Genomic DNA, 20,202 nt, shown 5'->3' with positions numbered 1-20,202 from the left:
CATGTCCGATCTCACTCCGTTCCAGTTTTCCATCAATCCCGGCCGGGTCGTGTTCGGACCCGGCAGTTCCGGGCAGACCGCCGACGAGATCCGGGGGCTCGGGCTCGCCCGGGTCCTGATCCTCGCCACGGCCTTCCAGAAGGGCCAGGCCGAGGATCTCTCCGCGGCGCTCGGGCCCCTCTCCGCCGGGGTGTTCGCGGAGGCGGCCATGCACACGCCGGTCGATGTCACCGACCGCGCAATGGAGGCCTACGAGGCCTCGGGCGCCGAGGGCGTGCTGGCCCTTGGCGGCGGCTCGACCATCGGTCTGGGCAAGGCGATCGCCCACCGCAACGGCGCGCCGCAGATCGTGGTCGCCACGACCTATGCCGGTTCCGAGGTCACGCCGATCCTCGGCCAGACCGAGAACGGCATCAAGACGACGGTGCGCGGCGCCGACATCCTGCCCGAGGTGGTGATCTACGATCCCGACCTGACGCTGGGCCTGCCGGTGGCGATGAGCGTCGCCTCCGGGCTGAACGCGATGGCTCATGCGGTCGAGGGGCTTTATGCGCAGGACCGCAACCCGGTCTCCTCGCTGCAGGCGGTGGAGGGCATCCGGGCGCTGCGCGACGCGCTTCCCGTGATCGTGCGGGAGCCGCAGAACCGCGGCGCGCGCGGCGAGGCGCTCTATGGCGCCTGGCTCTGCGGAACGGTTCTGGGCACGGTCGGCATGTCGCTGCACCACAAGCTCTGCCATGTGCTCGGCGGCAGCTTCGATCTGCCCCACGCCGAGACGCATGCGATCATGCTGCCGCATACGGCGGCCTTCAACGAGGCCGCCGCGAAGGAGGCTCTGGCCCCGGCGGCGGCGCTCTTCGGCGGGTCCCTGGGCGGCGGCCTCCACGATTTCGCCGGGTCCATCGGAGCGCCGCAGGCGCTGAAGGATCTGGGGCTGGAGGAGGCGAGCCTCGAGCGCGCCACGCAGATCGCCACGAAGAACTCGTACTGGAACCCGCGCCCGGTCGAGGCGGAGGGGATCCGGGCGCTCCTGCAGCGGGCCTGGGAGGGGTCGCGGCCGGAGTGACGGCAGCCTGAATTAACGACAGGGAGTCCGCCCGGCGCGGTCCGGGCACAAGGGAGGAAACGATGATCGACAGAAGAACGCTGCTGAAAGGCGGCGCCGTCTCGGCGGCTGCCGCAACCCTGGGTCTTCCCGCCTATGCGCGGGGCGGCCCCATCCGGATCGGATATGTCAGCCCCGGGTCCGGCCCGCTCTCGGCATTTTCCGAGGCAGACGACTTCATGGTCGCGCAGTTCCTGAAGGCTGCGGAGGCGCAGGGACTGGCGGTCGAGGTGACGGTGAAGGACAGCCAGTCCAACCCCAACCGTGCCGCCGAGGTGGCGCGCGAGCTGATCACCCGCGACGAGGTGAACCTGCTGCTCGTGGCCTCGACGCCCGAGACCACCAATCCGGTCTGCTCGATCGCGGAGAGCGAGGAGATCCCGGTGATTTCCTCGGTCGCGCCCTGGCAGCCCTGGTTCATCGGCCAGCAGGGCAATCCGGGCGATCCCGGCAGCTGGCAGGAGTTCGACTATGCGTACCACTTCTTCTGGGGGCTCGAGGACAATGTCGGCGCCTTCCTGCGGATGTGGGAGAGCATCGAGACCAACCGCAAGGTCGGCGCGCTCTGGCCCAATGACGGCGACGGCAATGCCTGGGCTTCGGATGTCGGCCTGCCCGCTGCGGCCGCTGCGGCTGGGTTCCAGGTGACCGATGCCGGACGCTACCAGAACCTGTCCGACGATTTCTCCGCCCAGATCGGCGCCTTCAAGCGCGAGGGCTGCGAGATCATGACCGGCATCCCGATCCCGCCGGATTTCACCACGTTCTGGACCCAGGCGCGGCAGCAGGGCTATGCGCCGAAGATCGTCTCCATCGCCAAGGCGCTCCTGTTCCCGGAATCCGTCGAGGCGCTCGGCGATCTGGGACACAACTTGAGCTGCGAACTCTATTGGTCCCCGGCCTTCCCCTACGCCTCCTCGCTGACCGGCGAGAGCGCGAAGGACCTGGCCGCCGCCTTCGAGGACGCCGCCGGGCGGCAATGGACCCAGCCGGTGGGCTTTGCCCATGCGCTTTTCGAGTTGGCCGCCGACGCGCTGAAGCGCTGCGACGATCCGACGGACGGCGACGCGCTGGCCGAGACCATCGCGGCGACCAGTCTCGACACCGTGGTCGGCAATGTCGGCTGGGGGAAGGACAACCTGCCGGACTTCGCGCGGAAGAACGTCGCCAAGACGCCGCTGGTCGGCGGCCAGTGGCGGCGCGAGGATGACGGGCGGTTCGAGCTGGTCATCGTCGAGAACGGCAACGCGCCCGAGATCCCGCTCGGCGGCACGCTCGAGCCGATCGGCTGAGGGACAGGGAAACGCGCATGTCCATTCTCAGCCTGAACTCCGTGTCGAAGAGCTTCGGCGCGCTGAAGGTGACGGATGACGTCTCCTTCGACCTGGCGCCCGGAGAGGCGCTCGGCATCATCGGTCCGAACGGGGCGGGCAAGTCCACCCTGTTCAACCTGATCTCCGGCAATCTCCGCCCCGACCAGGGGGCGGTGCTGCTCGACGGCCATGACGTGACCGGCGAGACCCCGATGCAGCGCTGCCGCCGCGGCATCGGACGGTCCTTTCAGATCCCGCAGCCTTTCGGCCATCTTTCGGTCTACGAAAACCTGCTGGTCGCCGCGGAATTCGGCGGCCGGGTGCCCGGGCATGACGCGCCGGGGCTGTGCATGGACATCCTCGGCCGCTGCGGGCTGGCCGCTCAGGCCACCGCGCCGGCGGGCAGCCTGCCGCTTCTGAGCCGCAAGCGGCTCGAGCTTGCCCGCGCGATGGCGACGCAGCCGCGGGTGATCCTGCTCGACGAGATCGCCGGCGGGCTGACCGAAGGCGAATGCGTGGCGCTGGTCTCGACCATCCGGCGCATCCATGACGAGGGCACGGCGATCATCTGGATCGAGCATGTGCTGCATGCGCTGACCTCGGTGGTCGAACGGCTGATGGTGCTGAATTTCGGCAGGATGCTGATGATCGGGCAGCCGGACGAGGTAATGGCCGCCCCGGAGGTGAAGGAAATCTACCTGGGGATCGAGGCATGAGCGCGCCGCTGCTATCCGTCCGCGGCCTGACCGCCTTCTACGGCGATTTCCAGGCGCTCTTCGGCGTCGATCTGGACCTCGCCCGCGGCGGCTGCGTCGCCATAATCGGAGCCAATGGCGCGGGAAAGACCACGCTGATGCGCACGATCTGCGGCATTGCCCGCGCCGACCAGGGGGAAATCCTGCTCGACGGCGCACCGATCCACGGTCTGCCCGCACCCGAGGTGCTGCGCCGGGGCGTCGCCATGGTGCCCGAGGGGCGCAAGCTCTTTCCGTCGCTCAGCGTCGAGGAGAACCTGCAGATCGGCGCGCATGAGCGCCGGGGCAACGGCGCCTGGACGCTGGAGGCCATTTACGATCTCTTCCCGGTGCTGAAGGAGCGCCGCCGCAATCCCGGCACCGCGCTCTCGGGCGGGCAGCAGCAGATGGTCGCCATCGGCCGGGCGCTGATGTCGAACCCCGAGGTGCTCCTGTGCGACGAGATCAGCCTCGGCCTCGCGCCGGTGGTGATCCGCGACATCTATGCCGCCGTGCCGCGCATCCGCGAGGCCGGGACCGCCATCGTCGTGGTCGAGCAGGATATCGGCCAGGCGCTGAAAATCGCCGATCATGTCCATTGCATGATGGAGGGCCGGGTGACGTTGTCGGGCCGCCCGTCCGAGCTTTCCCGCGAGGCCATCCATGACGCCTATTTCGGAGTGACCCATGATCTGGCTTGACACCCTTGCGCAGGGCATCCTGCTGGGCGGGCTCTACGCGCTCTTCGCCGCCGGGCTCAGCCTCGTCTTCGGCATCATGCGGCTGGTGAACCTTGCCCATGGCGACCTGATCGTGCTGGGTGCCTACGTGATCCTCGTCATGGTCTCTGTCACCGGGCTGAATCCGTTCCTCGCGGCGACGCTGGCGCTGCCGGTGATGTTCGGCTTCGGAATGCTCTTGCAGACGCATCTGTTCAACCGGGTGCTGGGCGAGGACATCCTGCCGCCCCTTCTGGTGACCTTCGGCCTGTCGGTGGTGCTGCAGAACGTCCTTCTGGAGACCTTCTCGGCCGACAGCCAGAAGCTGTCGATGGGTCCTGTCGAGGCCGTCGGCGTGCCCGTCGGCCCGGTGACGCTGGGGCTGGTGCCGCTGGCCACGCTGGGCTCCGCCGTCGCGGTGATCGCGGCGCTGAACCTGCTCTTCTACCGCACCAAGCTGGGCCGTGCCTTCCGCGCGACCTCGGATGACGCGACCACGGTGCAGCTGATGGGCATCTATCCGGCGCGGATCTTCTCGGTGGCGACCGGCATCGCGCTCATGGTGGCAACGCTGGCGGCGCTCTATCTCGGCGCGCGGGCGAATTTCGATCCGACCATCGGCCCGGCGCGGCTGCTCTACGCCTTCGAGGCCGTCATCATCGGCGGGCTCGGGAGCCTCTGGGGGACGCTTGCGGGCGGACTGGTGATCGGCGTGGCCCAGGCAACCGGCGCCGCGATCCGCCCGGAATGGCAGATCCTCGCAGGCCATGCCGCCTTCGTCGCGGTGCTGCTGTTCCGTCCGCGCGGGCTGTTCCCGCGGGCCAATGACTGAGGAGGATGACATGGACCGCAAGACCCAACTGACCATCCTTGCCGCCGCCGCTGCGGTGGCGCTGCTGGCCGCGGTGCCGGTGATCGGCTCGCGCGCGCTGGTGCAGGACCTCTTCGGCGTGCTGACGCTCCTGGTGCTGGCGCTGAACTGGAACATGCTGGCGGGCTTCTCCGGGCTGGTTTCGGTCGGCCAGCAGGCCTTCGTCGGCATCGGCGCCTATGTGATGTTCGCCTGCGTCATCCTTCTCGGGATGGACCCGCTGGCGGGCGTGCTCGTGGGCGGCTTGGCGGCGATGGCGCTGGCCGTGCCGATGGCGGCCTTCGCCTTCCGGCTGAACGGCGCCTATTTCGCCATCGGCACCTGGGTTGCCGCCGATATCGTCCGGCTCGTGACCAGCCAGTGGCAGGCACTCGGCGGCGGCACCGGCACCTCGCTGCCGAAGGGCACGACCAAGGAGATGATCTTCGTCCAGCCGGTCAAGGATCTGCTCGGCGGCTCCTCGGCCGCAGCGGCCGATGCCGTCACCTACTGGGTGGCACTGGCGCTCGCGGTCGCGATGCTGGGCATCAGCTACGGCTTCCTGCGCTCGCGCATGGGGCTGGCGCTGCAGGCGGTGCGCGACAACGTGGAGGCAGCCCGGTCCGTCGGCATCGATCCGCTTCGGCTGAAGGCGATGGTGTTCCTGCTGACCGCCTTCGGCACCGGGCTTGCCGGCGCGCTGATCTTCATCCAGATCACCCGGGTCACGCCCGAAGCGGCCTTTTCGGTCATCGACTGGACGGCCTTCGTGATCTTCGTGACGGTGATCGGCGGCATCGGCACGCTGCCCGGTCCGATCCTCGGCGTCGCGGTCTTCTACGCGCTGGAGCGGCTCCTGGCAGATTACGGCACCGCCTATCTGATCCTGCTCGGGCTCATCGGCATGGGGGCGATGCTCTTCGCACGCCGCGGTCTCTGGGGCTGGATCGCGGACCGCACCGGCTTCGATCCCCTGCCGCTTTCGCACCGGCCGCCCGCGCCGCCATCCTTCACCGATCTTTCCGACCCTGTCACCCAAAGGAGCTGACATGACCCAGACCTTCGCCAAGGGCGGTTCGGCCACCGCCGTCAACGTTCCCTATTTCACCGAGGAAGGCTCGGTGGAGGCCGTCAATGCCCGGATGGGCCCCGAGGTCCCGCCGCGCCTGGCCGAAGTCATGGCCGGCCTGATCAAGCATCTCCATGCCTTCGTGAAGGATGTCCATCTGACCCAGGAGGAATGGGAATACGCGATCGACTTCCTCACCAAGACCGGCCAGATCTGCTCTGGCGAGCGGCAGGAGTTCATCCTGCTCTCGGACACGCTGGGCGTCTCGATGCTGGTCGACGCGATCAACAACCGCCGTCCGCCTGGTGCGACCGAGAACACCGTCTTCGGACCCTTCCATGTGGAAGGCGCGCCCGCGCGGGCGATGGGCGACTGCATCAGCCTCGACGGCAAGGGCGAGCGCTGCCTCTATGACGGGCGGGTGATCGACATCCACGGCAACCCGATCCAGGGCGCCCGGATCGATGTCTGGTCGGACAATGACGAGGGCTTCTATGACGTGCAGCAGCCCGGCATCCAGCCGAAGTGGAACAACCGGGGCATCTTCGTCACCGGCGCGGACGGCAAGTACAGCTTCGTCGGCATCAAGCCGGTGAGCTACCCGATCCCCGATGACGGCACGGTGGGGCAGATGCTGGGCCATCTCGGCCGCCATCCTTACCGTCCGGCGCACATGCATTACCTCGTGACGGCGCCGGGGTTCCAGAAGCTCGTGACGCATACTTTCGTCGGCGACGACCCCTATCTGGAAAGCGACACCGTCTTCGGCGTCAAGGCGACGCTGGTCGCGCCCTTCGAACGCACCGCCGAGGGACCCGAGCCCTGGCATTCGCCCTTCGACTTCGTTCTGGTCCCCGAATAGGTTCCTCCCCGGCCGAGGGGCGTCCTGCCCCCGGTCCCTTCCGTGAAAGTGTCCCCATGCCCAATGTGAAACTGCTTGTCGAAGACAGCCTGTGGTCGGATCGCGGCGAGGCGATCCGCGCCTGCCTCCTGCCGATGCGCGAGATGCTCTGTGCCGAGCTCGACGTGCCGGTTGCGGCCTGCCAGATCGCGGCCATTCCCTTTGCCGGGATTCCGGATCAACCGCAGGTGAACCTGGAACTCCTGATCCTGCCGCGGCCCGACCGCACCCGCGAGAAGCTCACCGCACTCGGCGAAAAGCTGCGGTCGCATTATGCCAGTGCCACGGGCGGCGCGCCGATGGCGGTGCGCTTCGCCGAGCTGGTGCCAGAGACCTATGTCGCGCTGAAATAGCCCGGCTCACGCCGCGTGGCGGTCAAGGAACATCGCCCGGATGCCGCGGTCGCGGGCGATCATGCTGCCTGCCTCCGTGCCCATGACCATCAGCGCCGTCGCCCAGGCGTCGGCCTCCGCGCAAGTCGCGGCCAGCACGGTGACGGAGGCAGGTGAGCGCGCCAGCGGCGGAAACCGCGGCGGGCAGGTCTGGCAGTGGCGCGGCGTCGGGGATCAGCCCCAGGGTCGCAGGCCCCATCCAGAGTCCGGTCAGCGAGGACAGGGTCATCGCCACCGTTGCGGCGGGCTCGACATGGCGTCGGTTTCGCCCGGGAACAGCGACCGGTACGGCGTCTCGAACCACATCTTCATCGCGCCCGTCGCCTGATCGACCAGCTCCTGCCGGAAGCCGTCCGGGCCGAACGCAGCCATTTGGAGTTCCGCCTTCTCTCTCCCAGCCCTGGGCGCGAGGAGACGGGGTTGGGGCGCAGTTCCGGTTCTGAGGGGCTGCGGAGCAGGCCGGGACGGGGCTCCCGGACTCGTGATGTGCAGATGCGCACGGGACCTTTCCGGTTCTTTTGTGGTACAGTGTATTGTAATGCGGTGCGGATGGTGCATCTTTGCGGGAACCCGTCCCGCATCAGGAGCCGAGACAATGACAGACGCACCGGACTCTCCCGGCCGCCGCGCCGCCATCGGGCTGGCGGCCATCCTGCCCGCAGCCGCCTGGCTGCCTGCTGCGCTCGCGGGGACCATGACAGACGAGGAAGACACCATGACAAACCATGTCAGGACAGTGCAGTCCCTGACCCTCGGCGGAGCCGAGCGGCTGGCCGATCTCGCGCTCGGCGCAGCAGCAGAGGCGGAGGCGCAGATCTGTGTGGCCGTCTCCGACCCGGCGGGCCACCTTCTGGCCTTCCGGCGGATGGACGGCGCCGGCATCGTCTCGATCGACGTGGCGGTCGGCAAGGCGCGCACCGCTGCGATGTTCCGCAAGCCGGTCGATGCCTTCGAGGAGATGATCAATTCCGGCCATCCCTCGATGCTGGCCGTGCCCGGCGCGGTCATGCTGGCGGGCGGGCTTCCGATCGGCACGCCGGTTGTCGGCGCGATCGGCATATCAGGCTCCACCGGACAGGGTGACTTGGCGATCGCGCACGCGACGCTCGCGGCTTTCGAAGCGGAGATGTGAGATGCGGCAGAGCTTTGACGGCCAACAAGTTCTGATCGTCGGCGGCACTTCGGGTTTCGGACTGGAAATCGCGCGGCTTGCCGGAGCGGCGGGGGCCAGCCTGCACCTGGTCGGACGCGACCCGCAGAAGGCCGCCGCCGTGGCCGCCGCCTTTGCAGAAGACGGCATCGCGGCCAAGGGCTACGGGCTGGATGCGTCCCAGCCCGCTGCGTTGGAAATCTGTCTCGACAGCATCGACGCACCGCTGACCCATGCGGTGTCGATGCTGGGCGGCGCGATGGGCGGCGGTTTCCTCGAGGCCAACATGGACACGATCCGAAACGCGATCGAGGAAAAGTTCTTTGCTGCGCTCAAGCTGGCGCGTGCAGTCGTGCCGCGGCTGGCCGATGGCGGAAGCTTGACCTTGACTGCCGGTGCGGGCGGACGGCCCGATAACGCCTCCGGCGCGATCGTCGGCAATGCCAATATCGGATTGCTGGTGCAGGGGCTGGCGGTCGAGGCCGCGCCGAAGCTCAGGGTCAACGCCGTGGCGCCGACCTGGACGCCGACGCCGCTTTGGCGGAGCATGGACGCGGAGCAGGTGGAGGAGATCCGCGCGCGTTTTGCCGGGCAGATCCCGCTCGGCCGCGTCGCCGAGCCCGAGGAAGTGGCCGAGGCCTATCTTTTCGCAATGCGCTGCGGCTTCCTCACCGGCCAGGTGCTGACGATCGATGGCGGTCTGGAACTGGTCACCTGACCGCGGAATATATAAGAAACGGCATTGGTACCATAAATTTTGCGCAGATGGCGACGGAAGCCCGGCGACATCGCGTATGATCGGGCGGAGGGGCGGTCCCGCCCCGGCCATGACCAGAGGAAGACACCGATGCCGCTCCTGCGCGCCACACTGCCCTTTGCCGGGGCGATCATCCCGGCCCTGCTGCCGCTCCTGACGCCGCTGCCCGCCCATGCCGCCGCCGATCTGCCGGCCGTTCCCCCAGCGGCGAGCTGCGCCTCGCTGGCAGAGACCGACCTGACCGCGATCGGAGGCGCGGGCAGCGCCGTGACCGGGGCGGAAGAGACCGCCAGCGATGGCATCGCAGTCTGCTCGGTGACCGGAACGCTGGCGCCGGAGGTGAATTTCCAGGTTCTTCTGCCGATGCAGGGCTGGACGCAGCGCTATCTTCAGGTTGGGTGCGGCGGTCTTTGCGGCAACATCACCTTGCGCTCGGGCGCCTCGGCAGGATGCGAGGTGCTCAATGATGGCGGTTTCGTCATGGCGGCGACGGACATGGGCCACACGGGCAATTCCGGAGAATGGGGGCTCGACGCGCAAAAGCGCGCCGATTTCGCCTACCGCGCCCAGCATGTCACGGCGGAGGCCGCCAAGGCGCTGATTGCCGCTTTCTACGGGCAGGACGCGGCGTATTCCTATTTCAACGGCTGCTCCGATGGCGGGCGCGAGGCGCTGATGGAGGCGATGCGGTATCCCGATGATTTCGACGGCATCGTCGCGGGCGCTCCGGCGATGCTGTTCCAGGTGCAGAACACGCTTTATCACGGCTGGCAGGCAGCCTCGAACTACGATGCCGACGGCGAGGTGATCCTGACCTCGGCCGAGCTGCCGCTGCTGCACGAGGCGGTGATGGCGGAATGCGATGCGCTTGATGGCGTCATGGACGGGCTGATCTCGCAGCCCGCGGAATGCCGTTTCGATCCTCGGACGCTGGTGGGCAAGGGGCTGACCCAGGCGCAAGCGGATGTGGCGGCGAAATTCTATTCCGGGCCGCAGGATGCGCAGACCGGGGCCTTCCTGACGGCGGGCCAGCCGCTCTACGGATCCGAGCTGGAATGGCAGGGGGTCTATGTGGCTGACGGCCCGGACGACGAGCTGTTCTCCGAAATGATCGTCGATCCGGTGCTGAAATACCTGGCCTTCGAGGAGGCGGACCCGGAGTTCGGGCTCGAGGACCTGGAATTCACCGAGGCCACGCTCGACCGGCTGCGTGCCCGCCACCCGCTCTTCGATGCCACCCATGCCGATCTGTCCAGCTTCGCCGGCAAGGGCGGCAAGCTGATCCTCTGGCACGGGCTGGCGGATCCGCATATCTCGCCCGCGAACACGCTGTCGCTGCATCTGGCAATGGGTGACTCCATGGGCGAGGAGACAGTTGCGGGCTTCGAGCGGCTCTACCTGATCCCGGGCATGGGGCATTGCGGCGGCGGACGGGGGCCGACCGAACTGGACCTGCTGAGCCCGATGATGGACTGGGTCGAAAACGGCAGCGCGCCGGAAGCGGTGCTGACGCGCTCCACGGCGGAAACTTCGAGTTTCGGCCAGCCGGATGGCGTGGGCAAGGGCCGCGGCCGCCCGCCAATGGCAGATCTGGGTGTCGCGGCGCTGCCGGAGATGACCCGGCCCGTCTACCCCTGGCCGCATGTCGCGGCCTTCTCGGGCGAAGGCGATTATGCCGATGCCGCCAGCTGGTCCGAGGGTCCGGCCGCGCAGGTGGTCAACCTGCGCGACTGGCCCGGTGCCGATCTTTTCGGCAGCTATTCCTTTGCCGATGAATGACGAGGATACGGGGCGCGGCCCGCGCCAGGCGGCCCCATTCTGATGCGGAGAGTTCCGATGAAACGACTGATCCTGCCGGCTCTTGCCGGTCTCTGCCTTGCGTCGCCCGGGGCGGCGCAGGAGTTCCACCTGCAGCGCGGGCCCGAGGTCAGAGACGCGGTGATCTCGGCGCTCGGAATAACCGATGCGCGCCTCCATCCCGATGACGAGGGGCCGGACGTTTCCGGCCATCTGCCCGGCGGCACGCTGGTCGAACTTGATTTCCATCGTGACGGCGAATTCGAGGAGATCGAGGCCCCCGGCAGCCTGGCGCCGGTGGCGGAGATCGCCGCCGTCGTGCCGCAGGCGGTGCGCGTCTTGCCGCAATGGCCGGCAGACGGCAGCTTCAAGAAGTTCGAGATCGAGCGCGACAAGATTGAGCTGGAAGGCCGGGATGCTGCGGGGCGCTGGTTCAAGGCGGAATTCGACCCGCGCGGCCTCCTGCTGGAATGGAAATACGACTGACGTGACGGGTCAGCCGGGCAGGTACCGGCTGACCTCGACTCCGGTGCCGATGGGCAGGAGCACGCTCGACATGCCCGGGGTAGCGCGGACTGCCGCCGCATAGGCAGACTGTGCGGTGCCGTCGCCGCCGCCCCGGATCATGTTGTCTGCTGCGAGGATCGCGCCGGGTGCCAGCTTCGGCAAGAAGAGCTCGAAGCTGGGCAGGTAGAGGTCCTTCCAGTGATCGACCAGCACGAAATCGAAGGGCCCGGCGAGACCGGGCAGGATCTTCAGCGCGTCGCCGGTCAGGAAGGTGACATGCGCCTCCAGCCCGGCTTCCTGCAGCCGCTCCGCCGCATGGGCAGATTTCGCAGGCTCCAGCTCCAGCGTGGTGACATGGCCGCCCGCGGCGCGCGCGGCGTCGGCCAGCCACAGCGTCGAATAGCCGAAGGAGGTGCCAAGCTCCAGGATGCGCGGCGCAAGCAGCGCGCGGGCCAGAAGGCTGATCAGCTGCCCTGTCTCGGGGCCGACGGCCATGTGGCGGTGGCCTTCGATCACCGGCGTTCCGTCCCGTTCGGCTGCGATGCGCTCGTCGTAGCCCTCCAGCGCACGTTGCATGTCCGGGTCCATGCCGTTCGTCATGATCTTCTCTGCCCGCATCCCTGCGCCCCTTCGTGAAAAGCCCTGCCCGCGCATCGGGACGCGGGCAGGCGGAGATGTCCAGTCACACCGGCGCGAGGCTCAGCGCAGGCGCCGCTCCACCGGGAAGAGTGCCCAGCCGGTCCTTGCCTTCAGCGCTCCCCAGATCCCGCGCTTGTCGACCAGCATCACCGCGATGGCGATGGCGCCCAGCAGCATCAGGTACCAGCTGCCCCAATCTGCCGCGACTTGGCGCAGCGCGAAGAACAGGATCGTGCCGATCACCGGCCCCTCGATGGTGCCGATCCCGCCGATCACCACGATGAAGATGACGAAGGCGGTCCAGTCATTGACGCTGAACGCCGCATCCGGAGTGATGCGGAGCTTCTGCAGGAACAGGAAAGCCCCCGTCAGCCCTGTCATCGCGGCGGTGCCGACATAGATCAGGAACTTCACACGGCGGGTGGAGATGCCGATGGATTCCGCCGCCGTCCCGCTGTCGCGGATGGCGGTCAGCGCCATGCCCCAGCGCGCGCGCAGGAGCGCCCAGACGCCGAAAGTGGCACTTAGCCCCAGCCCGAGGGCAAGGAAATACATCGCCATCTCGCGCCCCTCGCGGCTTTCGGACAAGGACCGGGCGACGGCGACCGGCAGGGAAATGCCCGATCCGCCTCCCAGTGCCGGGAACTGTGCGGCTGACAGCCGGAAAACTTCTGCGATCACCCAGGTGCCGATGGCGAAATAGGCGCCCTGCAGTCGGAAGGCGATCCAGCCGGCGGGGATGGCGACCAGCCCGGTCGCCAGCGCGGCGGCGGGCATGGCCACGAGCAGGGGCAGGCCGGAGAAGATGGCGAGCGCGAAGAACAGGTAGCCGCCGAGGCCCACGAAGGCTTGCTGGCCGACCGAGACGAGCCCGGTATAGCCCGCCAGCAGGTTCCACATCTGGGCAAGGGCGAGATAGCTCAGCGCTTCCATCAGCAGCCGCAGGTCGGCGCGCCCGGCCCACCAGGGCGCGGCGGCAAGGAGGACGACGGCGGCGGCGATCACGGCGGCTGGCAGGAACCGGCCGGGTGCGGGGCGGCGGGGAAGGTCGGTGGTCAGGCTGGCCATGATATTCACCCTGTCATGCGCGGCATCAGGCCGGTCGGTTTGACGATGAGAATGAGAAGGAAGACAAGATGCCCTGCGAGGATCTGGAAGCCTGCGTCGATCTGGGCGCCGACGGTCTGTGCGACGCCCAGGATGATGCCGCCCGCAAGCGTCGCCCAGATGTTTCCGAGCCCGCCGATGATCACTGCCTCGAAGGCGAAGAGAAGGCGGACGGGTCCGGCGGCGGGGTCGAAATTCGTCCGCATCGCCAGCCAGATGCCCGCGACGCCGACCACGGCCGAGGCCAGCCCGGTGGCGATGGCGAAGATGTGCGCGTTGTTGCCCCCCATCAGCGGGACGATTTCCGCGTCGTCGGATGTGGCCCGCAGCATCCGGCCAAGGGGCGTACGGTAGAAGATCAGCTGCAGGCCCGCGATCACGCCGATGGCGGTGGCGAACATGGCAAGCGGCAGGATGCCGATGGCGATGCCGTCTCCCAAGGTGAGCGAGGCGGTTTCCAGAGCGCCTGCGGGCAGGCGGACGCTGTCGGCGGAGAATGTCTCCAGGAGCGCGTTCTGCAGGATGATCGACAGGCCGAAGGTGACAAGGATCGGCGGCAGGATGTCCTTGCCCAGCACCCGGTTCAGGAGGAGGCGCTGGCCCAGGTATCCGGTTGCGGCCATGACCGCGACCACGACCGGCACGGCGACCCATGGCGAGATGCCGAGCGACACCATAACCGTCAGCGCCAGGTAGGCGGCGACCACGATGAAATCGCCATGGGCGATGTTGACGAAGCGCATCACGCCGAACATCAGCGACAGCCCGGCAGCGAAGAGCGCGTAGAGTCCGCCGAGCAGCACGCCCTGGATAATTGCGTTGACCCAGACCATCAGGCGGCCTCCATTCCGAAATAGGCTTGCGCGATCTCTTCGCGCGACAGGTCCCGGGGCCGGCCGGTCAGGGTGACCCGGCCCTCCATCATGCAGTAGACGCGGGAGGCGACGGCCAGCGCCTGGCTGACATCCTGTTCCACGACCAGGATAGAGGTGCCGCGCCCGCGGATCAGCGGCACCGCCTCGTAGATCGCGCGGACGACCTTGGGCGCGAGGCCGAGGCTGATCTCGTCGCAGAGCAGAAGTCTCGGATTCGACATCAGCGCCCGGCCGATGGCAACCATCTGCTGCTGCCCGCCCGAGAGCGCGGTGCCCGGATTGCGGCGCTTCTCCACGAGGTCGGGAAAGAGGTCGTAGACGGCCTTCAGCGTCCATGGTCCCTTGCGCCCGCCGGACGCGCCGATCAGTAGGTTCTCCTCCACCGAGAGCGAGCGGAACAGGCGGCGGCCCTCGGGCACGACGGCGAGTCCGGCCTTGTGGATGCGCTGCGCGGGCCAGCCGCCGATCGGCTGGCCGTCGAAGGTTATGTCCTGGCCGCGGTTCGGCCGGATGCCCACGAGGGTCTTCAGGAAGGTCGATTTTCCCGCGCCGTTAGCGCCGATGATGGCGATGGTCTCGCCTTCGTCCACGCGCAGGCCGACGCCGAAGAGCGCCTGGAAATCGCCGTAGAAGGCGGTCAGGCCGCGGGTCTCAAGCAGCGTCTTCATCGGCGGGGATCCCCATGTAGATTTCGCGGACAAGCGGATCGGCCATCACCGCCCGGGGCTCGCCCTGCGCGACGATCTTGCCGAAATCGATGACGATCAGGCGGCTGACAATGGCAAGCAGCGCATGGACGACATGCTCGATCCAGATGATTGAGACGCCGCTGTCCCGCACCGCGCTGATCGTGGCAACAAGTTCCTGGCACTCCGCCTCGGTGAGCCCGCCGGCAATCTCGTCGAGAAGCAGCAGCTGCGGCCCGGTCGCCAGCGCACGCGCCAATTCCAGCCGCTTCCGCTCCAGCAGCGTCAGCGATCCTGCGGGCCGGTTGGCATTCTTCAGGAGGCCGGTCATCTCGAGGATGTCACGGCAGGCCTCCTCAGGCACGTCGTGGCCGGAGCGGCCGAAGACGGACGCCGCCAGCAGGTTCTCGTAGACCGTCATGCCGGTGAAGGGATGCGGGATCTGGAAGGACCGGCCGACGCCCAGATGGCAGCGCTCCGAGGCGGGCAGGCGGGTGACGTCCCGGCCCCGGAACGCCACCGTCCCGGAAGAGGGCGGGAGCGTGCCCGCGATCAGGTTGAACAGCGTCGATTTCCCGGCCCCGTTCGGGCCGATCACGCCGAGTGCCTCGCCCGGGGCGAGATCGAGGTCGATATCCTGCGTGACATGGAAGGTTCCGAAGAACCTGTTCACGCCGCGCATCGTCAGAATGGGGGTCATGGCATCCCTCGCAACTTGGGAAAGGGTGCAGGCCGGATGCCGGGACTTGGGGCGTCCGGCCTGCGGAAAGGGCAGTCCTGGGGTTGGCGGACCGCCCTATGCGATGGGCTTCATTTCCGCGGTCAGCGGGATGTCCGGGCTGTGGGAATTGGTCACGATCTCCAGCACCGGCTTGTCGTCCTGGATCTGCCACTGCCCGCCGGCAACCGGCGTCTTCGACACGTTCGGCACCGGGCCGTCCGAGAAGTCGACCTTGCCGAAAACCGTGTCGAGCGACGTCGTCTTCAGCGCCTCCGCGATGCTCTCGGGGCTGTCGAGATCCTCCGCCCGCTGCAGCGCGCTGACTGCCACCTCGAAGAGCGAATGCTTGGCTCCCAGCGGCATGGTCCAGGGCCGACCGGTCGCCGCCTCGTAGGCATCGGCCAGCTCCGCGCAGCTCTGCCCGGTCACCGAGGAGGCGAAGGGGAAGGCACGGTGCCACCAGGCCTCGACCGACAGCCCGTCGGCGCGCGAGCCGAGCGCGGCCATCGCCTGCGGGAATTCCGACGCCTTGGCGACATTGACGACTTTCGGGCGGAAATCCTGCTGGGCCGCCTGTGTCCAGAAGGTGGTGAAATCCGGCGGGATCGAGACGCCTGAGACGATCTCCGCCCCAGCCTCCTTGAAGGCAGAGATCTGCGCCGAGAAATCGTCCGACATGTTCTGGTAGCGACCGGGATCAACAAGCTTGTAGCCCCGTTCCGCCATCACCGGCGGGAAGCCGAGCTTCGGATCCGACCAGCCATTGCCGTCCGGGTCGTTCGGCCAGAGTACGCCGACGACCTTGTTCGCCGGGATCGTGTCCCACTGGCTCATGAAGACGGCGATGACGTCTTCTAGCCCCCAGAAGAAATGGTAGGTGTACTCGAACCCCACCGTCGGATCGCCCTGCCTGCCGAAGAAATGCGGTTGCCAAGGCGTGTCGTTGGTGATGCAGGGCACGCCGTTCAGCTCGGCCTGGTCAGCCACCGGGTTGGTGGTGTCGGGTGTCGCGGTGGCGGCGAGGATGTCGACCTCGTCCTGGAAGATCAGCTCCTGCGCCACGGTGGAGGCGCGGTTTGAATTCGACTGGCTGTCCTTGACGATGATCTCGACCGGATGTGCCGTGCCGCCGATATCGAGTCCGTTCGCAAATTTCCGGCGGAACTGGTCCAGCACGAAACCGTCCGGCTCGGCAAACACCGCGAGCGGCCCGGTCTGCGGCGTGACGAAGCCGATCTTCACGGTACGGGCCTTTGCCAGCGCGGGCAGTCCCAGCGATGCGGTTGCAGCGGCCAGACCGGTGCCGGCCGCGCCCCTGAGCAGGGCTCGTCTGTTGAGCATGTTGATATCCTCCCTGGCGGGCCGCTCTCACGGCCCGGGCTTGCATGTAGCCATGTTGTCGCGCTGACGGCCCGGTTCCTCTTCCGGGCCGATCCTCCAAGTGTACTGATAAACAGTACACCATATGCATTGTTGATACAGTGTAGGTTTCTGTCAAGACTGATCTTGGACGGGCGCTCAGGCCTGCAGGCAGGAGGAGTTGATCATGGGTCTGGCAGGGGCTAGCACGGCATACCGGAGCGGCCGCGGAGGGACAGTGCAGATGACCGTCGAAAAGGGACGTCCAAGCGACGGGCAGTCGATCTCGCGCGCGGTTGCCGTGCTGCGTGCCGTGGCCGACAAGCCCGGGAGTTCGCTGGGAGAAATCGCGAAAGCGACCGGACTGGCCCGGTCAACGGTGCAGCGCCTCGTTGGAGCGCTGAATGCCGAGGGACTTCTGGTCAAGACCTTTGGCCAGCAAGGCGTGTACCTGGGCATGGAACTTGCCCGGCTCGGGGCCAAGGTGGAGATCGACGCGCGGGCGCTCCTGCGACCGCTGATGGAGGATCTCCACGGGCGAATCGCCGAGAATATCGACCTCACCACCATCGAGCATGAGCGGGTGATCGTGATCGAGCAGATCGCCTCGAACGAGAACATCCGGGTGATCTCCTATGTCGGCAAGCAGCACCCCGTGCATTGCACCGCCAACGGCAAGGCGCATCTCTCGCAGATGAACCTGGCCGAGGCGGAGGCCTTCCTCGTTCCGCCGTTGGAGGCGTTCACGGCGCAGACCATCACCGATCCGAATCGCATTCTTGACCAGGTGGCCGCTTTCCGGGAGGCCGGATTGTTCATAGACCGCGAGGAATACAGCGATGACGCCTGTGCCGTCGGCGTCGCCCTGCCGCAGATTGGCGGGCGCAGCCTGGCGCTGGCCATCGCCATGCCAAGTTCCCGGTTCCAAAGGCGGGAGGAAGAGGTGAAGGCGGCGCTTCTTGACTTCCGGCGGGCCGTCCAGGCGGAATTCGGCGCCTCCATCTGATCCCTGCACAGACCCGTGATGCACGAGGCGCAAGCCTTGCGCTTGACAGGAGCGGCTTGCTGTATCCATCATAAGATACAGTGTACAGCCAAGCGGTACACGTGTTTGCGGCGGCCAGGAGGGGCCGCCCCATTTCCCCGGGAGGACACCATGCTTCTGACGGCAAAGATTCTGCTGACCATCGCCAGCCTCGGCTATTCGGCGATCCCCTTCGCCTTCGACTCCAACAAGACCCACTGGTTCAACCCGAGCTGGACCAGCCATGCCAAGTTCCACTGCGTCTGGCAGGTGATGAGCTATGTCTATATCGGCATCCTGTCGCTGGTGCTGATCTGGACGGCAGGCGGCGACAAGTGGCCGCTCTGGATTGCGGTGCTGCTTGCCTGCTGCACCTATGGCGGCTTCTGGACCGCTGTCGCGATGCGCCCGATCTACGGCGGCACGCTCGTGGACGAGGTGAACGGCGTTCCGCCCTTCATCTTCAAGATCCTCGGCAAGGAGCGGGAATGCGACGCCAATGTCACGCTCTTCACCACCGCAGTGATCCTGCTCTGCACCGGGGCCGTGTTCCTTGCCACGGCCGCGGTGGTGATCAACGAGACGATCGGCATCGCCATGGCCTCGCCTGCTGCGGCCACCCTGATCCAGTAACCCCAGACGACCAGCGGCCCGCTCCGAGCCGGGGCAGGCCGGAACCGCGAGAAGGAAGACAACGTGCTTACCGAAGCCGACCGCCAGGCCGCCGCAGAGGCGCTCTACGAGGCGGACCGGACGCGCAAGACCTGCGTCCAGCTATCCACGACCTGGCCTGAAATGACGCTGGAGGACTCGTATGATGTCCAGCGCCGCTGGACGGAGATGCGCCTTGCCGACGGCGCCAAGGTTGTCGGCCGCAAGATCGGCCTGACCAGCCGCGCCATGCAGATGGCCTCGAAGATGACCGAGCCGGATTACGGCGTCATGTTCGACGACCTTCTGCTCAAGGACGGCGCCCGCATTCCCGCCGGACGGTTCATCAAGCCGCGGCTGGAGACCGAGCTGGCCTTTGTCATGGGCGAGGATCTGGCGGGCGAAGGCTGCCAGATGCATGACGTGATGCGGGCGACCGAATACGTCACGCCCGCGCTGGAGATCATCGACTACCGCACCGAGGTGCCGCGCAAGATCGTCGACACCATCGCCGACAATGCCGCCTTCGGTGCCATCGTCATGGGCGGGCGGATATTCCGGCCCTTCGACATCGACGTGCGCTGGGTCGCGGCGACCTTGGCCAAGAACGGCACGATCGAGGAATCCGGCGTCTCGGCGGCGATCATGGGCCATCCGGCTGCGGGCATCGCCTGGCTCGTGAACAAGCTCGCGGCGCAGGGCGACGGGCTGAAGAAGGGCGACATTGTCCTCGGGGGTTCCTTCACGCGTCCCGTCGACATCGCCAGCGGCGACGTGATCTTCGCCGATTACGGCCCCCTCGGCGCCATCGGGGTCAGCTTCGAATGACGGCCCTGCCGAAGAACCGCTTCAAGGCCGGGCTGGCCGAGGGCAGGCTCCAGCGCGGGGTCTGGAGCACGATCAACGACACGCTGGTGGCCGAGCTGACCGCCAGCCTCGGCTATGACTGGATGCTGTTCGATACCGAGCATTCGGCGCTCGATGCGCTGGCGGTGCTGCCGCTGATGCAGGCGGTAGCACCCTATCCGGTCTCGCCCATCGTCAGGCCCGGGTCGCTGGACCCGGCCGAAATCAAGAAGATGCTGGATCTGGGCGCGCAGTCCATTCTGGTCCCGATGGTCAATTCGGCAGAAGAGGCGGCGCTGGCCGTGGCCGCGGTCACCTATCCGCCCGCGGGCATCCGCGGCGTTTCCGGCCTGACGCGGGCGACGCGCTTTGCGTCCGTTCCGGGCTATCACAAGGCGGCGCGGGAGGAGATCGCGCTTCTGGTGCAGGTGGAGACTGCGGCGGCGCTGGACGCAATCGAGGAGATCGCGGCGGTGCCGGGCGTCGACGGCATCTTTGTCGGTCCCGCAGATCTGGCGGCCGCGCTCGGCCATGTGGGCGAACCCAGCCATCCCGAGGTGGTGGCCGCGATGCTCGGCGCGGTGAGAAGGATCGTGGCAGCGGGCCGCCCGGCCGGGGTGCTGTCGCTGGATCAGGCCGTGACTGTCCAAGTGATAGAGGCAGGGGCCACATTCGTGGCGGCCGATGTCGACATGGCGGCGATGAAGCGCGGCCTGTCGGAGCGGCTGTGACATGCCGCTCCTGAGGATCGACATGATCAAGGGCCGCAGCACGCAAGAGAAGCGCGCGCTGGCCGACACGCTTCATGCCTTTGTGGTCGAAGCATTCGGCGTGCCCTTGCGGGACCGCTTTCGGAACATCACCGCACCTTAGCCGGTGCAGATGGTCATCGGGGATGTGGGGCAGGGCCGACCGCGGACCGCAAAGGCAATCACGGTGCCGATCGCCCGGCTCCCGAGGACGCTGGCCAGCCGCAGGGCCTTCTTCCGGCTGGCGGCCG

25 protein-coding genes are annotated in these 20,202 nt (G+C 67.4%); 17 read left to right on the top strand and 8 right to left on the bottom strand.

Translation table 11 applies throughout. The features are described from left to right. Position 1: 1 nt before the first annotated feature. The 8 genes from HCC78_RS26265 (at position 2) to HCC78_RS26230 (ending at position 7,044) form a co-directional block, all read left to right on the top strand. On the top strand, positions 2-1,066 hold the full coding sequence (locus HCC78_RS26265) for a maleylacetate reductase (RefSeq protein ID WP_172331745.1): 1,065 nt from the start codon (positions 2-4) through the stop codon (positions 1,064-1,066). 62 nt (positions 1,067-1,128) lie between these two features. Continuing rightward, positions 1,129-2,397: an ABC transporter substrate-binding protein gene (locus HCC78_RS26260; RefSeq protein WP_172331744.1), complete on the top strand. Its 1,269-nt coding sequence runs from the start codon at positions 1,129-1,131 to the stop codon at positions 2,395-2,397. A gap of 17 nt (positions 2,398-2,414) precedes the next feature. Continuing rightward, positions 2,415-3,134 (top strand): ABC transporter ATP-binding protein, encoded by a 720-nt coding sequence (locus HCC78_RS26255; RefSeq protein WP_172331743.1) that lies wholly within the window; start codon positions 2,415-2,417, stop codon positions 3,132-3,134. Next, positions 3,131-3,853 carry an ABC transporter ATP-binding protein gene (locus HCC78_RS26250; protein ID WP_172331742.1) on the top strand — a complete coding sequence of 241 codons (723 nt, stop codon included), beginning with the start codon at positions 3,131-3,133 and terminating at the stop codon, positions 3,851-3,853. The genes HCC78_RS26255 and HCC78_RS26250 overlap by 4 nt, the downstream gene beginning before the upstream one ends. After that, positions 3,840-4,703, top strand: a complete 864-nt coding sequence (locus HCC78_RS26245) for a branched-chain amino acid ABC transporter permease (protein WP_172331741.1) — start codon at positions 3,840-3,842, stop codon at positions 4,701-4,703. The genes HCC78_RS26250 and HCC78_RS26245 overlap by 14 nt, the downstream gene beginning before the upstream one ends. Before the next feature lie 10 nt (positions 4,704-4,713). Beyond that, on the top strand, positions 4,714-5,769 hold the full coding sequence (locus HCC78_RS26240; RefSeq protein WP_253949374.1) for a branched-chain amino acid ABC transporter permease: 1,056 nt from the start codon (positions 4,714-4,716) through the stop codon (positions 5,767-5,769). A gap of 1 nt (position 5,770) precedes the next feature. Continuing rightward, positions 5,771-6,652 carry a dioxygenase gene (locus tag HCC78_RS26235; RefSeq protein WP_172331739.1) on the top strand — a complete coding sequence of 294 codons (882 nt, stop codon included), beginning with the start codon at positions 5,771-5,773 and terminating at the stop codon, positions 6,650-6,652. 56 nt (positions 6,653-6,708) lie between these two features. Beyond that, on the top strand, positions 6,709-7,044 hold the full coding sequence (locus tag HCC78_RS26230; protein ID WP_172331738.1) for a hypothetical protein: 336 nt from the start codon (positions 6,709-6,711) through the stop codon (positions 7,042-7,044). A 6-nt stretch (positions 7,045-7,050) separates the two neighbouring features. On the opposite strand, the gene HCC78_RS26225 is transcribed toward HCC78_RS26230, so the two are convergent. Together HCC78_RS26225 and HCC78_RS26220 are read right to left on the bottom strand one after the other, a co-directional pair. Continuing rightward, positions 7,051-7,209, bottom strand: a complete 159-nt coding sequence (locus HCC78_RS26225; RefSeq protein WP_172331752.1) for an FAD:protein FMN transferase — start codon at positions 7,207-7,209, stop codon at positions 7,051-7,053. A gap of 99 nt (positions 7,210-7,308) precedes the next feature. Then, on the bottom strand, positions 7,309-7,455 hold the full coding sequence (locus tag HCC78_RS26220; RefSeq protein WP_172331737.1) for a hypothetical protein: 147 nt from the start codon (positions 7,453-7,455) through the stop codon (positions 7,309-7,311). A 223-nt stretch (positions 7,456-7,678) separates the two neighbouring features. Here HCC78_RS26220 and HCC78_RS26215 point away from each other — a divergent pair, with 223 nt between their 5' ends. From HCC78_RS26215 to HCC78_RS26200, 4 genes are all read left to right on the top strand, one after another. Beyond that, entirely contained in the window at positions 7,679-8,215 is a 537-nt protein-coding gene (locus HCC78_RS26215; protein ID WP_172331736.1) for a heme-binding protein, read from the top strand. Between the two features lies 1 nt (position 8,216). After that, positions 8,217-8,951 (top strand): SDR family oxidoreductase, encoded by a 735-nt coding sequence (locus tag HCC78_RS26210; protein ID WP_172331735.1) that lies wholly within the window; start codon positions 8,217-8,219, stop codon positions 8,949-8,951. 129 nt (positions 8,952-9,080) lie between these two features. Next, on the top strand, positions 9,081-10,769 hold the full coding sequence (locus HCC78_RS26205) for a tannase/feruloyl esterase family alpha/beta hydrolase (RefSeq protein ID WP_172331734.1): 1,689 nt from the start codon (positions 9,081-9,083) through the stop codon (positions 10,767-10,769). Between the two features lie 57 nt (positions 10,770-10,826). Next, a complete protein-coding gene (locus HCC78_RS26200) occupies positions 10,827-11,273 on the top strand; it encodes a hypothetical protein (protein WP_172331733.1) in 447 nt (148 codons plus the stop codon). 9 nt (positions 11,274-11,282) lie between these two features. On the opposite strand, the gene HCC78_RS26195 is transcribed toward HCC78_RS26200, so the two are convergent. The 6 genes from HCC78_RS26195 to HCC78_RS26170 form a co-directional block, all read right to left on the bottom strand. After that, a complete protein-coding gene (locus HCC78_RS26195) occupies positions 11,283-11,894 on the bottom strand; it encodes an O-methyltransferase (RefSeq protein ID WP_216671315.1) in 612 nt (203 codons plus the stop codon). Positions 11,895-11,993: 99 nt separating this feature from the next. Then, positions 11,994-13,001, bottom strand: coding sequence for a branched-chain amino acid ABC transporter permease (locus HCC78_RS26190; protein ID WP_172331732.1), 1,008 nt, complete (start codon positions 12,999-13,001; stop codon positions 11,994-11,996). A 5-nt stretch (positions 13,002-13,006) separates the two neighbouring features. Then, positions 13,007-13,873, bottom strand: coding sequence for a branched-chain amino acid ABC transporter permease (locus HCC78_RS26185; RefSeq protein ID WP_172331731.1), 867 nt, complete (start codon positions 13,871-13,873; stop codon positions 13,007-13,009). Then, complete coding sequence (locus HCC78_RS26180; protein ID WP_172331730.1) at positions 13,873-14,583, bottom strand: ABC transporter ATP-binding protein; 711 nt, start codon at positions 14,581-14,583, stop codon at positions 13,873-13,875. The genes HCC78_RS26185 and HCC78_RS26180 overlap by 1 nt, the downstream gene beginning before the upstream one ends. Beyond that, a complete protein-coding gene (locus tag HCC78_RS26175) occupies positions 14,567-15,301 on the bottom strand; it encodes an ABC transporter ATP-binding protein (RefSeq protein WP_172331729.1) in 735 nt (244 codons plus the stop codon). The genes HCC78_RS26180 and HCC78_RS26175 overlap by 17 nt, the downstream gene beginning before the upstream one ends. A gap of 96 nt (positions 15,302-15,397) precedes the next feature. Beyond that, complete coding sequence (locus HCC78_RS26170; protein ID WP_172331728.1) at positions 15,398-16,663, bottom strand: ABC transporter substrate-binding protein; 1,266 nt, start codon at positions 16,661-16,663, stop codon at positions 15,398-15,400. Between the two features lie 205 nt (positions 16,664-16,868). Here HCC78_RS26170 and HCC78_RS26165 point away from each other — a divergent pair, with 205 nt between their 5' ends. The 5 genes from HCC78_RS26165 to HCC78_RS26145 all read left to right on the top strand — a co-directional run bounded on the left by HCC78_RS26165 (position 16,869) and on the right by HCC78_RS26145 (position 20,075). Further along, complete coding sequence (locus HCC78_RS26165) at positions 16,869-17,687, top strand: IclR family transcriptional regulator (protein ID WP_172331727.1); 819 nt, start codon at positions 16,869-16,871, stop codon at positions 17,685-17,687. Between the two features lie 150 nt (positions 17,688-17,837). Continuing rightward, the gene (locus HCC78_RS26160; RefSeq protein WP_216671314.1) at positions 17,838-18,338 is read left to right on the top strand and encodes a hypothetical protein; all 501 of its coding nucleotides are present in this window, start codon (positions 17,838-17,840) and stop codon (positions 18,336-18,338) included. A 63-nt stretch (positions 18,339-18,401) separates the two neighbouring features. Then, positions 18,402-19,184 (top strand): 2-oxo-hept-4-ene-1,7-dioate hydratase, encoded by a 783-nt coding sequence (hpaH, locus tag HCC78_RS26155; protein WP_172331726.1) that lies wholly within the window; start codon positions 18,402-18,404, stop codon positions 19,182-19,184. Next, positions 19,181-19,933, top strand: a complete 753-nt coding sequence (locus tag HCC78_RS26150; protein WP_172331725.1) for an HpcH/HpaI aldolase/citrate lyase family protein — start codon at positions 19,181-19,183, stop codon at positions 19,931-19,933. Before hpaH ends, HCC78_RS26150 begins: the two co-directional genes overlap by 4 nt. A 1-nt stretch (position 19,934) precedes the next feature. Beyond that, on the top strand, positions 19,935-20,075 hold the full coding sequence (locus tag HCC78_RS26145) for a tautomerase family protein (RefSeq protein WP_172331724.1): 141 nt from the start codon (positions 19,935-19,937) through the stop codon (positions 20,073-20,075). Positions 20,076-20,202: the final 127 nt, after the last annotated feature.

This window comes from Mangrovicoccus sp. HB161399, assembly GCF_013184745.1.
Taxonomy (GTDB): Bacteria; Pseudomonadota; Alphaproteobacteria; order Rhodobacterales; family Rhodobacteraceae; genus Mangrovicoccus.
This window is presented reverse-complemented; position numbering and strand designations above follow the sequence as displayed.

Excerpts from the sequence above, each read along its gene's own strand:
- HCC78_RS26265 (WP_172331745.1), top strand. The coding sequence starts at position 2 with ATGTCCGATCTCACTCCGTTCCAGTTTTCCATCAATCCCGGCCGGGTC.
- HCC78_RS26260 (WP_172331744.1), top strand. The coding sequence starts at position 1,129 with ATGATCGACAGAAGAACGCTGCTGAAAGGCGGCGCCGTCTCGGCGGCT.
- HCC78_RS26255 (WP_172331743.1), top strand. The coding sequence starts at position 2,415 with ATGTCCATTCTCAGCCTGAACTCCGTGTCGAAGAGCTTCGGCGCGCTG.
- HCC78_RS26250 (WP_172331742.1), top strand. The coding sequence starts at position 3,131 with ATGAGCGCGCCGCTGCTATCCGTCCGCGGCCTGACCGCCTTCTACGGC.
- HCC78_RS26245 (WP_172331741.1), top strand. The coding sequence starts at position 3,840 with ATGATCTGGCTTGACACCCTTGCGCAGGGCATCCTGCTGGGCGGGCTC.
- HCC78_RS26240 (WP_253949374.1), top strand. The coding sequence starts at position 4,714 with ATGGACCGCAAGACCCAACTGACCATCCTTGCCGCCGCCGCTGCGGTG.
- HCC78_RS26235 (WP_172331739.1), top strand. The coding sequence starts at position 5,771 with ATGACCCAGACCTTCGCCAAGGGCGGTTCGGCCACCGCCGTCAACGTT.
- HCC78_RS26230 (WP_172331738.1), top strand. The coding sequence starts at position 6,709 with ATGCCCAATGTGAAACTGCTTGTCGAAGACAGCCTGTGGTCGGATCGC.
- HCC78_RS26220 (WP_172331737.1), bottom strand. The coding sequence starts at position 7,455 with ATGGCTGCGTTCGGCCCGGACGGCTTCCGGCAGGAGCTGGTCGATCAG.
- HCC78_RS26215 (WP_172331736.1), top strand. The coding sequence starts at position 7,679 with ATGACAGACGCACCGGACTCTCCCGGCCGCCGCGCCGCCATCGGGCTG.
- HCC78_RS26210 (WP_172331735.1), top strand. The coding sequence starts at position 8,217 with ATGCGGCAGAGCTTTGACGGCCAACAAGTTCTGATCGTCGGCGGCACT.
- HCC78_RS26205 (WP_172331734.1), top strand. The coding sequence starts at position 9,081 with ATGCCGCTCCTGCGCGCCACACTGCCCTTTGCCGGGGCGATCATCCCG.
- HCC78_RS26200 (WP_172331733.1), top strand. The coding sequence starts at position 10,827 with ATGAAACGACTGATCCTGCCGGCTCTTGCCGGTCTCTGCCTTGCGTCG.
- HCC78_RS26195 (WP_216671315.1), bottom strand. The coding sequence starts at position 11,894 with ATGACGAACGGCATGGACCCGGACATGCAACGTGCGCTGGAGGGCTAC.
- HCC78_RS26190 (WP_172331732.1), bottom strand. The coding sequence starts at position 13,001 with ATGGCCAGCCTGACCACCGACCTTCCCCGCCGCCCCGCACCCGGCCGG.
- HCC78_RS26185 (WP_172331731.1), bottom strand. The coding sequence starts at position 13,873 with ATGGTCTGGGTCAACGCAATTATCCAGGGCGTGCTGCTCGGCGGACTC.
- HCC78_RS26180 (WP_172331730.1), bottom strand. The coding sequence starts at position 14,583 with ATGAAGACGCTGCTTGAGACCCGCGGCCTGACCGCCTTCTACGGCGAT.
- HCC78_RS26175 (WP_172331729.1), bottom strand. The coding sequence starts at position 15,301 with ATGACCCCCATTCTGACGATGCGCGGCGTGAACAGGTTCTTCGGAACC.
- HCC78_RS26170 (WP_172331728.1), bottom strand. The coding sequence starts at position 16,663 with ATGCTCAACAGACGAGCCCTGCTCAGGGGCGCGGCCGGCACCGGTCTG.
- HCC78_RS26165 (WP_172331727.1), top strand. The coding sequence starts at position 16,869 with ATGGGTCTGGCAGGGGCTAGCACGGCATACCGGAGCGGCCGCGGAGGG.
- HCC78_RS26160 (WP_216671314.1), top strand. The coding sequence starts at position 17,838 with ATGCTTCTGACGGCAAAGATTCTGCTGACCATCGCCAGCCTCGGCTAT.
- HCC78_RS26150 (WP_172331725.1), top strand. The coding sequence starts at position 19,181 with ATGACGGCCCTGCCGAAGAACCGCTTCAAGGCCGGGCTGGCCGAGGGC.
- HCC78_RS26145 (WP_172331724.1), top strand. The coding sequence starts at position 19,935 with ATGCCGCTCCTGAGGATCGACATGATCAAGGGCCGCAGCACGCAAGAG.